The sequence below is a fragment of the Mesorhizobium sp. C089B genome (assembly GCF_030323125.1).
In the GTDB taxonomy this organism is placed as follows: Bacteria; Pseudomonadota; Alphaproteobacteria; order Rhizobiales; family Rhizobiaceae; genus Mesorhizobium.
The window spans coordinates 5,512,596-5,525,760 of record NZ_CP100469.1 but is presented as its reverse complement, the minus strand read 5'-3'; the positions used below and the strand labels follow the sequence as shown (position 1 = coordinate 5,525,760).

General features: G+C 63.1%; 13 protein-coding genes. 6 read left to right on the top strand and 7 right to left on the bottom strand.

Annotation, left to right across the window (positions count from 1 at the left end; translation table 11 throughout):
- Positions 1 to 21 precede the first annotated feature (21 nt).
- A complete protein-coding gene (locus tag NLY44_RS27115; RefSeq protein WP_084013093.1) occupies positions 22 to 1,107 on the bottom strand; it encodes a DUF3616 domain-containing protein in 1,086 nt (361 codons plus the stop codon).
- Between the two features lie 358 nt (positions 1,108 to 1,465).
- Here NLY44_RS27115 and NLY44_RS27110 point away from each other — a divergent pair, with 358 nt between their 5' ends.
- On the top strand, positions 1,466 to 2,608 hold the full coding sequence (locus NLY44_RS27110) for a glycoside hydrolase family 25 protein (protein WP_286455981.1): 1,143 nt from the start codon (positions 1,466 to 1,468) through the stop codon (positions 2,606 to 2,608).
- 143 nt (positions 2,609 to 2,751) lie between these two features.
- Here NLY44_RS27110 and NLY44_RS27105 read toward each other — a convergent pair whose 3' ends face one another.
- Complete coding sequence (locus tag NLY44_RS27105) at positions 2,752 to 2,931, bottom strand: DUF982 domain-containing protein (protein ID WP_245263895.1); 180 nt, start codon at positions 2,929 to 2,931, stop codon at positions 2,752 to 2,754.
- A gap of 497 nt (positions 2,932 to 3,428) precedes the next feature.
- Here NLY44_RS27105 and NLY44_RS27100 point away from each other — a divergent pair, with 497 nt between their 5' ends.
- Positions 3,429 to 3,887 (top strand): hypothetical protein, encoded by a 459-nt coding sequence (locus tag NLY44_RS27100; RefSeq protein ID WP_023669674.1) that lies wholly within the window; start codon positions 3,429 to 3,431, stop codon positions 3,885 to 3,887.
- An 89-nt stretch (positions 3,888 to 3,976) separates the two neighbouring features.
- Here the strand turns inward: NLY44_RS27100 and NLY44_RS27095 are convergent, their stop codons facing one another.
- Together NLY44_RS27095 and NLY44_RS27090 are read right to left on the bottom strand one after the other, a co-directional pair.
- Positions 3,977 to 4,186, bottom strand: coding sequence for a DUF768 domain-containing protein (locus tag NLY44_RS27095; protein WP_023669673.1), 210 nt, complete (start codon positions 4,184 to 4,186; stop codon positions 3,977 to 3,979).
- Between the two features lie 28 nt (positions 4,187 to 4,214).
- Positions 4,215 to 4,376: a hypothetical protein gene (locus tag NLY44_RS27090; protein ID WP_023669672.1), complete on the bottom strand. Its 162-nt coding sequence runs from the start codon at positions 4,374 to 4,376 to the stop codon at positions 4,215 to 4,217.
- Between the two features lie 149 nt (positions 4,377 to 4,525).
- On the opposite strand from NLY44_RS27090, the gene NLY44_RS27085 reads away from it, so the two are divergent.
- Positions 4,526 to 5,278, top strand: a complete 753-nt coding sequence (locus NLY44_RS27085; RefSeq protein ID WP_023696665.1) for a pseudouridine synthase — start codon at positions 4,526 to 4,528, stop codon at positions 5,276 to 5,278.
- Positions 5,279 to 5,300: 22 nt separating this feature from the next.
- Here the strand turns inward: NLY44_RS27085 and NLY44_RS27080 are convergent, their stop codons facing one another.
- Both NLY44_RS27080 and NLY44_RS27075 read right to left on the bottom strand, forming a co-directional pair.
- The gene (locus NLY44_RS27080) at positions 5,301 to 5,882 is read right to left on the bottom strand and encodes a histidine phosphatase family protein (RefSeq protein WP_023687390.1); all 582 of its coding nucleotides are present in this window, start codon (positions 5,880 to 5,882) and stop codon (positions 5,301 to 5,303) included.
- 138 nt (positions 5,883 to 6,020) lie between these two features.
- Entirely contained in the window at positions 6,021 to 7,355 is a 1,335-nt protein-coding gene (locus tag NLY44_RS27075; RefSeq protein WP_023681916.1) for a dicarboxylate/amino acid:cation symporter, read from the bottom strand.
- 231 nt (positions 7,356 to 7,586) lie between these two features.
- On the opposite strand from NLY44_RS27075, the gene NLY44_RS27070 reads away from it, so the two are divergent.
- The 3 genes from NLY44_RS27070 (at position 7,587) to NLY44_RS27060 (ending at position 11,324) form a co-directional block, all read left to right on the top strand.
- The gene (locus NLY44_RS27070) at positions 7,587 to 9,446 is read left to right on the top strand and encodes a sensor histidine kinase (RefSeq protein WP_023699532.1); all 1,860 of its coding nucleotides are present in this window, start codon (positions 7,587 to 7,589) and stop codon (positions 9,444 to 9,446) included.
- The gene (locus NLY44_RS27065; RefSeq protein WP_023669667.1) at positions 9,443 to 10,792 is read left to right on the top strand and encodes a sigma-54-dependent transcriptional regulator; all 1,350 of its coding nucleotides are present in this window, start codon (positions 9,443 to 9,445) and stop codon (positions 10,790 to 10,792) included. The genes NLY44_RS27070 and NLY44_RS27065 overlap by 4 nt, the downstream gene beginning before the upstream one ends.
- Positions 10,793 to 10,976: 184 nt before the next feature.
- Positions 10,977 to 11,324 (top strand): hypothetical protein, encoded by a 348-nt coding sequence (locus NLY44_RS27060; RefSeq protein ID WP_032885862.1) that lies wholly within the window; start codon positions 10,977 to 10,979, stop codon positions 11,322 to 11,324.
- A gap of 17 nt (positions 11,325 to 11,341) precedes the next feature.
- On the opposite strand, the gene ggt is transcribed toward NLY44_RS27060, so the two are convergent.
- Entirely contained in the window at positions 11,342 to 13,081 is a 1,740-nt protein-coding gene (ggt, locus tag NLY44_RS27055; protein ID WP_023669665.1) for a gamma-glutamyltransferase, read from the bottom strand.
- Positions 13,082 to 13,165 lie beyond the last annotated feature (84 nt).

The window sequence follows — 13,165 nt, the reverse complement described above, 5'->3', positions numbered from 1 at the left end:
CGCCGCGCCGATTAGCGCCGGTTATTTCAGTCCGAACTCGACCGGCGTCGGCTGACCGCCGGCCGGCCCATCGAACAGCAGAAGCGCGCGCAGCCTGCCATCGGCCTCGCCGAGCGGCAGCAGCGCTTCCGGCTTGATCTCGGCGCCATAGCCTTCGAGATCGAGAAGCTTATCGGCCTGATCGCCATCGGAGAACACTGAGTAGTCGCCGAGCTTGATGGGCTGGCCTTCGGGCGGGTCGTTGACGGGACCGGCGAGCACGAGCAGCTTTCCCTGATAGGCGAGAAGATCGCGCACGCCGCGCGCATGTCCCTCGCCGTCGACTCCGAGTTCCAGCTTCAGCAGGGTCGCGCCGCCCGGCCCGTGATCGAACAGCATGCCGAGCGGCACCGACAGGATGACGGCCCGGTTGCCCTCCAGAACCGGCCCGCGCAGCCCCGCCAAAAGGGCGCCGTCGCGCACCGCCACGCCCTCTATGGTGAGGCCGTTTTCCTCAAGCGGGCTTTGGGCGAAGGGCGCGAGCTCGGGCTGGGCGCGCACGATTGCCGGCAGTTCCGTCGATCGCCTCTTTTCCGGCTCGGCCATGAGCTTGCCGGTCGTCATATCGATCGAATCGGGCGCAAAGCGAATGCGGAAAATCTCACTGCTCGCCATGACCCTCGCCTCGACCTCGGCGGCGGCGTCGACGCCGGATTCATGGCGCGGCCGGCCATGTGAACCTATGACATAGAAGGCTCCGCCGGCGAAGGCCACGCCCTCGGCGTCCAGTTCGAGAGGCTTGCCGACGAAACTGTCGTCGATCAGCCGCACGAAATCCCCGGCGATCAGCTTACCGTCCTGCAGGATGATGATCTGTGCCCCTTGCGTCTCGTCATCGGCAATGAGGCAAAGCCGCGGGAAGCCACTTTCCGTCGCGCAGGCAATGCCGCTCACATCCTTGGAATTCTTGCTCTCCGATCCCTCGAGATTCTTCGGCTTGCCTGTCAGCTTGCCCTGGATCGTCCAAGGTTGCGGAGCCTGCGCAAGCGCCGCTCCGCTCCAGCCAACCGCCAGGCACGCAGCCACAAGCGAGGCGCTTAGTTTGCGAGAGTCAATCGACCATGTCATGGCGCTCAATCCATCCGCCGGCCCGTCAAGAACATGCCAAACGCGCGATGCGGCACAGCCGTCGGGAACGGGTGGAGCAGACGATTGACTTGCTTTGTCCGCTTTGAACAGCTTCTTCCGAGCGCGTCGTATTTAAACGGGATCCTGCGACGCACTTCAAGTCTTTGTCTCGATACACGCTCAATTCCTTCCATGGCATTCAGGTATTTTCGAAGACGCTGAAATAGCCACTGGATTTTACAATAGATCAAAGTAACCTTCTCCTGTCGGCTTCTCACTTTTGAATGATCGTTGTCTATTTTCGTGCGGCGCAGTAGCACTGTGCTGGGCAAATTCTGATATTTATGGAGGCACTGGCATGTCAGGCATTGTGCGCGTGTGGATTTTTGGAATGTCGGTGCTTTTCCCGATCGCCATGAATTCGCCGAGTGCCGCGAAATCGCTCGAATGTACCTATGAGGGGCAGACTGGCGTCGATGGCAGCCGGCTTATCGAAATCAACACAGAGCATTCGAACTATTCTTACCAGATGGTCGCATCAAACCCCGAAGATCTTGAGGCAGAGGGCAGCACTTCCTCTGACGCCACATTCGTTGAACTGGACGGCGCCCTCGCCGCTCTCGTTCATGTGAAAGGTTTGATGCAAGCGGGCGAAATCACCACCGAGACGCCGGCCCTCACAATTTTTTACGCCGGAGCGGACGGTAAGTTCGTGGAGGTGACGGACGGGGCCATCGCCAAGGGTACCTGCGTGGCCGGCAATGGCGAGGAGGCTGCACGGCAAGAGGCGCCTTCCGATACTTCTGATCCTTTTTCAGCGCCTTGGGAAAATTCGCAGAACGCAATCGTGCTCGATCGGTTCAAGGGCAACGGCATCGTCTGGCACAAAGTAAAGACGGACCGGCGCGTCGCCGCGGTTATTCACAAGGCGACGCAGGGGCTCGGCAGAGATTCCGCATATGCCACCCGCAAAGGCGAGGCAAAGGCGCTCGGTCTCAAATGGGGCTCATACCACCTCCTGACAAAAAGCGACGTTGACCGGCAGATCAGCAACTACCTCCAGGTGGTCGGAAACGATACGACAGAGACCCATGCCGTTGATGTGGAATGCCTTTCCACGTCCTCAGACTGCCAGGATGGAACGTTCAAGGTCACTTTCGTGCAGATCGAGAGCGCGCTTCGCAGGATGAAGTCGGAGACTGGACGGTTTCCGCTGCTCTATGTGAACCATTCCGTCGCCAAAGAGCTCTCCCGCCACTGGCACGGCTCGACCGAGTTCGGCGGCGTCCCGCTCTGGTATGCACGCTTCAAGCGGCACGTAACCGACTTCCCCGAAGGGCCTTGGCACGGCTACACGCTCTGGCAATTCTCCAGCGAGATAAACTGCTCTGCTGCTTCCTGCCCATACCGAGTACCGGGGACCGACCCTGACATGGACCTAAATGTCTACGGGGGACCGTTGCGGCACTTCAGGCAGCGTGGCCTCTCGATCATTGAGTAGGCCGGGAAGCCACGGCCTGTGCCCCACAGCACGATTTGAACTGACTTGAGCGGTGGCCGCTCAAGCCTAGGCGTCGCGTTCAACGAGGATATCGGCCTCGATCGCCGCATTGACGAAGGCAGCGCGGGCATAGTGCGCCTCTTTCAGGCTTCGAGAACGCCGAGGCAGGCCTTGCGGGCGGCGACGTGATAGCGGCCCGTCTTCGCGGGCCAGCGGTTCATCAGGATGTCGGCGGCCTGCGCCACGCGCTCCACCTTGTAGATGGTGTTTCCGGACCTGCCGAGCGCCACGCGAACCGGCTCATCGACATGCTGGTCTTGCATGCTTCCCCTCCCGAACGCGATCGCGAGTCAATTCGGCATGCACTGAAATGGTTCCAGAAACGAAAGAAGCCCGCCAGCCTGAGCCAGCGGGCTTTCTGTTGATCAGCAAGTCTCGCGCTCAGTGGAGGTCTATATCAAGTCTCGTCAGTGGATGGCGGAACGTCAATGGTTCCGCCGCCACCTGACGTAGGCGAAGCAACATGCGCCGCAAGTTTGCCCTTCCGGTGCAGGACCGGCTTTTCGTATACTTCTTTCATTGAAATATGCCCCAAGGCCCAAACGCCCGGCGCAACCCGCGCCTCCATCAGCCCAATGTCAAGCAAATACGAAAACCGGCGCAACGCGAATGACAGGCTTGCCGCGATAGGAGATGGCGGCGTCCAACATTTGCCGCCCAATGAAATCACTTTGCGCCCATCGGCCAAATGGCGGATTCGCTTTGCTTGGTGATCCCCTCCACCTAGGGCAAACTGCCTGCCGGGGCTGCAGGAGGAGAAATGCGAGCACGCGCAGCTACGATCGGCGATCTCGAAAGTGTCTTCCGTGATCTGTCCACGCGGATGTCGGACGAGTATGTGGCCGCCGGCAAGGACAGCAAGGTCGCCTACGACAATCTGATGATGAATTTGAAGGAAGGCCGAGCGCACGCGCTGGTCGAGGGCGACAAGACGGTGGCGATCGTCGCCTGGCACGAGAACAGCGACGCCGCCGACACGCTGTTTGCCGCGCAGGAGGGTTTCTTCAGCGCCGCGACGGTCCGCTTCTGCAGGCGCCACATCCGCCACATTCAGGCGCTGGCCGGCAACCTTCCCATCCACTCGCGCAGCTGGCTGCAGCGGGCCGACGTCGGCAAATGGTTCCGTGTCATCGGTTATGTCGAACGCGGCCGGGAGAACGGCGCCACTGTGTTCGAATTGCCGCCGGCACGGGGAGCGTCAGCTGCGCGGGCTGCCTAGGGCTGCGCACCCACGGATGCCATCACGGAAAAGCCCCCGCCAGGATGGCGATGGGCCAATATCGCCTGCAATGGGCTCATATCGGGGGCTCAGATATCGGGCTGATCCAGCGCCTCGAAAATCACCCGTTCCAGCGGACCGAGATCCTCTTCGATCTCGCTGACCTCAAGGCCTAAATGCCGAGCATCCAGGGCAGCTCGCGTGGTTAGGGTTCGAGCCGTTGCCTTGTCGGCAGGCAGTTCGCCCGGCAGGTGCTCGTGGATCCAGCCCTGCAGGAAATCAACGCCGCGCTCGCTCATCGATTTATCCCTTCCGTTATCTGGGGGATCATTCCCCCAGAATGACCCCAGAAGCGACGATCTGAGCCGTCAGGCTGGTGAGCCTGCCTCGCTTCACGAGCGTCGGCTTTTGGTAGATTTTCTTCATGGCGGTGCCTTTCGCGACAAATCGCTCGTCGGCAACAACGTCCGTCGCGGGGCAGCGTTCCATGGCGGGCTGTTGAGCCCGACCCCCCTGACACATCGTATTTGAGAACAGCCCCGCTCCCGCGACCCGTGATGTTGATGCCGCGGCAGGTTGCGAAGCCAATGCGGGGCGTGGCATTTGTCGATGCCGATCATTGGGATGGCAAGCAGGACATGGCACGGCCACCAGACATCGCCCAACACCAGGCCCCGAGCGCAGGCGTCAGCCTGAACCGGGCGCTTTCCAAACTCGGCCTGTGTTCGCGCAAGCAGGCCGAGCTGCTGATCGCCGAAGGGCGCGTGCAGGTTGGCGGCAAGGTGGTGCGCGATCCGTCGCTGCGTGTCGATCTCGGCCGCGACCGCATCGCTGTCGACGGCGAGCAGATCGTCGGCGAGGCAAAAGTCTACCTGATGATCAATAAGCCGCGCGGACAGGTCACCACGCGCGATGACCCGCAGGATCGTGGCACCGTCTATGACTGCCTGGTGGAACTGGAGTTGCCTTTCGTGTCGCCGGTCGGCCGCCTCGACAAGGCCAGCGAAGGCCTGTTGCTGATGACCAACGACACGCGCTGGGCCAACCGCCTGCTCGATCCGGCCTCGCATGTCGCCAAGACCTATCATGTCCAGATCGGCACCGCGCCCGACGAAGCGATGCTGGCGCGCTTTCGCGACGGAGCGATCGTCGACGGCGAACTGCTGACCGCTAGTTCGATCGAACTGCTGCGCAGCGGCGGCCGCACTGCCTGGCTGGAAATCGTGCTCGACGAGGGCCGCAACCGCCAGATCCGCCGCCTGCTCGGGGCATTCGATATCGAGGTGCTGAGGCTGGTTCGGGTGGCGATCGGCGGTTTGCAGCTCGGCGAACTCGCCAAGGGCAAGGCGCGGCATCTGACATCGGAGGAATTGGCGGTGCTCGCGCGTTAAGAGGCAGGCTTGCCGCGAAATCCTACTTCTGGTTCCACCTGCGTATCACCGGCTCGCTCAGATCGTGCTCATAGCCGAGGATGCTGAGGCTCGCGGTATCAAGTACGAAGTGCGCACCGCCTTCGGGTGGCAGACCGAGCCAGCGCGCGGCCAGCACGCGCAGGAAATGCGAGCTTGAAAACACCAGCACATTGCCCTCGATTGCCCGCAGCCCGGCGATGATCCTGTCGGCCCTGGCGCCAACATCCGCTACCGACTCGCCGTCGGGACAGCCGTCACGGAACAATTGCCAGCCGGGGCGCTGCACAAGAATCTCCTTGGTCTTAACGCCCTCATAGGCGCCATAGTCCCATTCCTGCAGGTCGTCCTTCTTGACGGCAGCAGCGCCGAAGCCGGCAAGCGTGCAGGTGCTGAAGGCGCGCTGCGACGGGCTCGACCACACCGCCTGGAAGGACAGATCCTTGAGCCGGTCCGCCACGCCGCGAGCCGCCGCCTCGCCCTTTGCCGTCAACGGTATGTCGGTGCGGCCGGTGTGTTTTCCCGAAGCGCTCCACTCCGTCTCGCCGTGACGGACCAGATAGATCTCGGGGTATGCACTGCTCATTCGCCGGCCTTTCGGTTGAAAACCGCCGACATCCTAGCCGGGAAGCTTTGGCCAACACCAGCCGCCATGCGCGCCAAAACAAAAGGCCGCAACGGGCGAACCGGCTGCGGCCTTGTGGCGAACGTCTGCGTTCAGTAATCAGGCGGGCTGCAGATCGCCCGACAGCGCCAGGTCGGCTTCCTCGGACAATGTGCCGGCCATGGCGGCGGCGAACTTGGTCTGGTCGAGTTCGCCTTCCCAGCGCGCCACAACGATCGTCGCCACTGCATTGCCGACGAAGTTGGTCAGCGCCCGGCATTCCGACATGAAGCGGTCGACCCCTAGGATCAGCGCCATGCCGGCAACGGGTACCGTAGGCACGACAGAGAGCGTGGCGGCCAGCGTGATAAAGCCGGCGCCGGTGATGCCGGCGGCACCCTTGGAGCTCAGCATGGCAACCAGCAGCAGCAGAATCTGGTCGCCATAGGTGAGCGGCGTATCGGTCGCCTGGGCGATGAACAGCGCCGCCAGCGTCATGTAGATGTTGGTGCCGTCGAGGTTGAAGGAATAGCCGGTCGGGATGACCAGGCCGACCACCGAGCGGTTGCAGCCGGCGCGCTCCATCTTGGCCATCAGGCCGGGAAGAGCGGCTTCCGAGGACGAGGTGCCGAGCACCAGCAGCAGCTCTTCCTTGATGTAGCGGATCAAGGCGAGGATCGAGAAGCCGTTGTACCAAGCGACAGCGCCGAGCACGACCAGCACGAAGAGCAGCGACGTCAGGTAGAAGGTGCCGATCAGAAAGGCGAGGTTGGCAATCGCGCCGATGCCGTATTTGCCGACGGTGAAGGCCATGGCGCCGAAGGCGCCGATGGGGGCGGCCTTCATCAGGATGGCGACCAGGCGGAAGATAGGCGAGGTCAGCGCCTGCAGGAAATCGACGACCGGGCGGCCGCGCTCGCCGACCAGAGCGAGAGAGATGCCGAACAGCACCGAGAAGAACAGCACTTGCAGAATGTCGCCTTGCGCGAAGGCGCCGGTGATGGTGTCGGGGATGATGTTGAGCAGGAAGCCGACGATGGTCGTGTCATGCGCCTTCTCGGTGAAGGTGGCGACCTTCGAGGGATCGAGCGTCGCCGCATTGATGTGCATGCCGGCGCCCGGTTGGACGACGTTGGAGACGACCATGCCGACGACCAGCGCTAGGGTCGAAAAGACCAGGAAATAGATCATCGCCTTGCCGGCGACGCGGCCTACCTTTTTCAGGTCGGAAACGCCGGCAATGCCGGTCGTCACCGTCAGGAAGATGACCGGCGCGATCACCATCTTGACCAGCTTGATGAAGGCGTCTCCGAGCGGCTTCAGCGAAGCACCGAGTTCGGGATAGAAATGACCGAGCAGCACGCCGGCGGCGATCGCCGTCAGGACCTGCACGTAGAGATGACGGTAAAAGGGTAGCTTGCCGCGCGGTTCGGCGGCAGCGAATGCTGGCTGCATGACGTCCTCCATGGCGCCCCGATCGAAAGCTCGACCTCCCGGGGCAGTTGTTTTCCGCAGCCTTGCGACTGCTGTATTGGCCACTGCAACTGCCGTGCCAGACTGTGCGGCATACCGCAGCCATTGATTTTGTTGGAGATTTTTGTCGACCGAGCTGGTGCGCCGCAACCGCAAGTGCGGACATCCGCATGATCGAATTGTGCTTTGTGCGAAATCATGCACAAATAGGGAATGCTGCAACGCCCTGCCGCGGTCCTGTCGCAGACGCCCGAGCAACTCGGCAAACGCGCGCGTCGCGCCTGGCTGCTGTTTGCGGCGATCGCGCTGGTGATCGTTGCCACGGCGCTCACCGGCGCCGGCCTCTACGCGCGCCGCGCCGAGGTCGCGGCACTGGCGGCGCAAGGCCGCACCGATGCCAATCTGAAGGTTGCGTTGCTGCGCGCCGTGCTGGAAAGCCCGCGGGCGCTGCCGCTGCTCTTGTCCGAGGACCAGCAGGTGCATGACGCCCTGCAGAACAAGGGCGCTGTCACGATCGACGTGCTCAACCGCAAGCTCGAAGGGCTGGTCTCCGGCACCAAGGCTTCGGTGCTTTACGTCACCGGCGTCGACGGGTTTGCGATCGCCTCCAGCAACTGGCGCGAAACAACCAGCTTCGTCGGCAACGACTATGGCTTCCGCGCCTATTTCTCCGGCGCCATGCAATCGGGAACGGCCGAATATTTTGCGCTGGGCAACACCAGCAAGCGCCCCGGCCTCTACATTTCGCGTCGCGTCGGCAATGCGGCGGCGCCGCTCGGCGTCGTCGTCGTCAAGATGGAATTCGACCAGCTTGAAGCCGACTGGCATGAGGCCAACCGGCCGGCCTATGTCAGCGACGACCACGGCGTCGTGCTGATCACCAGCGTGCCGTCCTGGCGCTTCATGACCACCGCGCCGCTGGCCGGCCCGGTGGCTGCCGCCATCCGGAGCAGCCAGCAATTCGGCAACGCGCCGCTGATTCCCTTGCCGATCACACGCCCCGAGGCATTGAGCCCTGACGTGTCGATGGTGCATGCGATAACACCGGGCGGCAGCGATGCCGAATATCTCAGGCTTTCGACACTGGTCCAATCGACGCCATGGCGGCTCGATTATCTCGTGCCGGTCGAAGCGCCGATCGCGGCTGCGGTGCGTGAGATGCGGCTGCTGGCGCTGGGCGTCGTGGTGCCGTTGCTGGCGCTGGCCGGCTATCTCCTGTGGCGCCGTCAGTCGGCGCAGATGCGCATCGCTGCCGAACAGGCAGCGCGCATCGAGCTCGAGCGCCGCGTCGTCGAGCGTACGCATGACCTCAGCCTGGCGCGCGACCGGCTGCAGGCCGAGATCACCGATCACCGCAGCACCGAAGCCAAACTGCAGGTCATGCAGCAGGAATTGGTGCAGGCCAACCGTCTTGCTACCCTCGGCCAGGTTGCCGCCGGGGTCGCGCATGAGATCAACCAGCCGGTGGCGACGATCCGCGCCTATGCCGACAATGCGCGTGTGTTCCTGGAGCGCAAGCAGACCGCCTCGGCCGAGGAGAACCTTGGCGCGATTGCCGCGCTGACCGAGCGCATCGGCGGCATCACCGAAGAGTTGAAGGTCTTTGCCCGCAAGGGGCGCACGGCAGCCGAACCAGTCGAACTGCGCGGCGTCATCGAGGGCGCCGTGGTGCTGCTCAGAAGCCGCTTTGCCGGCCGGCTGGACGCGCTCGATATCACACTGCCGCCGGTAACGCTCAAGGTGATGGGCAACCGTCTGCGGCTCGAACAGGTGCTGATCAACCTGTTCCAGAATGCGCTGGAAGCGCTGGACGGTCGCGACGGCGCCAGGGTGCAGGTGTCGGCCCAGGAGACGGCCGACGGCGTGGCGCTTGCCGTCGCCGACAATGGGCCGGGCATTTCGCCTGCCATCCTCAAGTCATTGTTCACGCCGTTCAACACCTCGAAGGAAAAAGGCCTCGGGCTCGGCCTCGTCATCTCGCAGGACATCGTCGCCGACTATGGCGGACGCATCGAGGTGGCGAGCGACCAGGCCGGCACGCGCTTTACCATTCACCTCGCCAGGGCAGCATGATGGACACCGCACCGGTCGTATTGATCGACGACGATAGCGAATTGCGGAGGGCCACGCGGCAGACGCTGGAACTCGCTGGTTTTTCCGTCTCGGCCTTTGCGGTGGCGAACGAGGCGCTGGCCGGGCTCGACGCCAATTTTCCCGGCGTGGTGGTGTCCGACATCCGCATGCCCGGCATTGACGGCCTGCAGCTCTTCGACCGCGTCTTGCAGCTTGATGCCGACATTCCGGTAATCCTGGTCACCGGGCATGGCGACATCGCGGTTGCGGTCAAGGCGATCAAGGATGGCGCCTACGACTTCATCACCAAGCCTTTCGCCGCCGACCGGCTGGCGCAAAGTGTGGCACGGGCGGCGGAAAAGCGCCGGCTGGTGATGGAGAACCGCGCCTTGCGCGAAAGCGCCGAACAGGCGCAGGACGGCCTGCCGCTGATCGGGCAGACGCTGGCGATGGAGCGATTGCGCCGGACGCTGCGGCAAATCGCCGATACCGATGTCGACGTTCTGGTGACCGGCGAGACCGGCTCCGGCAAGGAGGTGGTGGCGAGCCTGCTGCATCGCTGGAGCCGCCGCGCCAGGGGCAATTTCGTGGCGCTGAATTGCGGCGCGCTGCCGGACACGGTCATCGAAAGCGAGCTGTTCGGCCATGAGGCCGGCGCCTTCACCGGCGCACAGAAGAAGCGCATCGGCCGGATCGAGCATTCGAGCGGCGGCACGCTGTTCCTCGACGAGATCGAAAGCATGCCGGCCTCGACCCAGGTGCAGATGCTGCGGGTGCTGGAAATGCGCGAGGTGACGCCGCTCGGCACCAATGAAATCCGGCCGGTCGACCTGCGCGTCGTCGCCGCCGCCAAGGTCGATCTCGGCGACGCCAGCCGGCGCGGCGCCTTCCGCGAGGATCTCTACTACCGGCTCAATGTGGTGACGATCTCGATCCCGCCGCTGCGCGAACGCCGCGACGACGTCGCCCTGCTGTTCTTCTACTTCGCCGAGCGTGCAGCCGGCCGCTTCCGCCGGCAAATGCCAGCCGTGCCTGCCTCAGTGCACCGCCATCTGAGCCAGCACGACTGGCCGGGCAATGTGCGTGAACTCGCGCATTTCGCCGAGCGTTTCGTGCTGGGACTCGAGGAAGCGGCGCAAGCGCCACCTTCCGCCCCGGCGGAGCCGGATGACGCCAGCTCACTGCCGGAACGGCTGGAACGCTATGAAGCCAATGTCATCCGCGAGGCGCTTGGCCGCAATGACGGCGATGTCCGGCGCACGATTGAAGCGCTCGGCATTCCGCGCAAGACCTTCTACGACAAGCTGCAGCGGCACCGCATCGTGCGCAGCGATTTTTCCAGGTAATTCATTTTCCAGGTATTCAGGCGTGTGGACCCGAAAGCAGGGTAGATTTTGTGAACCGGCGCAAAAAAACCGTGGCAAGTCGGCATCAGAAAGTGTTGAAGACCGCATCGGCGGCCTTCGGCACGGCGCGATCCGGTTGCGCTCGGCAGATGTTGATGATTTGTTGCCGGTCAGCGGAGAATGAATGATGCGAGAACCTGTCGGTCAAGATGAATATGGATCGACCAACCCGTTCGATCCGGACGATCTGACGAATTTGAACGCGATCGGCCCGGCCATGGGCGGCGGCAACGACTTCGAGAAATACGCCGTTGCCGTGATCATCGTCTTCGGCGCGCTGATCATTGGCGGGCTGATGGCCGCTTCCATGACCTTTGGTCACCGGAACGGCTTCCTGTTTGCGCTTGGCGGCGCAACCGCGGCCTGGATATCGGGCAATGCGCTGCTCCTCGACCGTCCCCGCATCTACGCGGCGTTCGTCGTGATCGCGGCGCTGATGCTCGTCGGGTCGACGCTTACGCTCGTCCTCTGATCAATCTCTTGTTTTGATCAGTAGCCAATCGCCTCGCCGGATGCGGCGCGGCTGTCGATGGCGCCGTTGTAGCGGGCGCCGCCGCCCTTCTCGATTTCCGCCAGGCTCTTGCCGCCGACAAGAATGCCGGCCGCCTGACCCCAGGTAGAATCCGCGAGATCGAGGTGGTAGCCCATGCCGGCCAGCAGTTTTTCAGTGTCGGGCGACAGGCCGAACGGTTCGACATAGATCGTGTCGGGCAGCCATTGATGGTGGATGCGCGATGCGTCGATCGCCTCCTGGATGTTCATGCCGTGGTCGATGACGTTGACGATGGCTTCCAGCGTGATGGTGATGATGCGCGAGCCGCCGGGGCTGCCGATAACCATGAACGGCTTGCCGTCCTTGGCGACGATGGTCGGGCTCATCGATGACAGCGGCGTCTTCTTCGGCTGGATGGCATTGGCCTCTCCCTGCACGAGACCGTAGAGGTTGGGCACGCCAGGCTTCTGGGTGAAATCATCCATCTCGTTGTTGAGCAGGATGCCGGTGCCGTCGGCGACCACGCCGGCGCCGAACGAACCGTTCAGCGTATAGGTGACCGCGACCGCATTGCCGTCATCGTCGATGATTGAATAGTGCGTCGTTTCCTTCGACTCGCCGAAGCCCTTCGGCATCAAATCCTGCGAGACGCCGGCGCGGAACGGGTCGATCTTGTCGCGGATCTCCTTGGCGTAACCCTTGTCGAGCAGTTTCGAGACCGGATTGTCGACGAAATCGGGATCGCCGAGCGCCGAGTTGCGGTCCACATAGGCGTAGCGCATCGCCTCGACCATGACATGCACGGTCTCGGCCGAGCGGGCGCCGAGATAAGACAGCGGGTAGCCCTCCAGCACGTTGAGGATTTCGCAGATGATGACGCCGCCGGAGCTTGGCGGCGGCGAGGACGTGATCTCATAGCCCCGATAGGTGCAGCTCACCGGTTGCAGCTCGCGTACCTTATATTGCTCGAAGTCTGAGTTGGCCAGAATGCCGCCCTTGGCGCCGCTCGCCTTGACGATGGCGTCGGCGATGGCGCCTTTGTAGAAGGCGTCGGCGCCTTTTTCGGAGATGGCGGCGAGCGAGGCTGCAAGATCGGGCTGGAGGAGACGCTCGCCGGCGCCATAGGGTTTGCCGTCCGGCTTCAGGAAGATGGCGGCGGCGGCAGGGTCCTTCGCCAGCCGTGCGGCATTGCTCGCGAATGAAGCAGCGTCGCCCTGGTCGAGGATGAAGCCATCCTTGGCATAGGCAATTGCCGGCGCCATCAAATCCTGGCGTGGCAGCGTGCCATATTTTTCACGAGCCATCTCGAACCCTGCCACGGAACCCGGTACGCCGACCGCAAGGTAGCCATCAAGGCTGGCGCCCTTCACCGGATTGCCGTCCTTGTCGAGATACATGGTCTTGGTTGCCGCCAGCGGCGCGCGCTCGCGGAAATCGAGGAAGGTCGATTTGCCGTCCTTGAAGCGGATGGTCATGAACCCGCCACCGCCGATATTGCCGGCATTAGGGTAGACGACGGCGAGCGCATAGCCGACGGCGACCGCCGCATCGACGGCATTGCCGCCCTTCTTCAGCACCTCGACGCCGGCTTCCGACGCCAGATGCTGGGCGGTGACGACCATGCCGTGCTCGCCCTTCGCCGGTTGTGGCGAGGCGGCATGGAGCGCGCCGGATGGCGCGAGCGCAATTGCGAGCGAAAGGGTGACGCCAATCAGCGTCCGGCGGGTCAAGGGCATGGCGGTGCTCCAAGTGCGGTGCCTAGAAGAGCTACATGGAGCGGCCGAGTCCATCATCAATATGAGCGAACACATATTGATGTT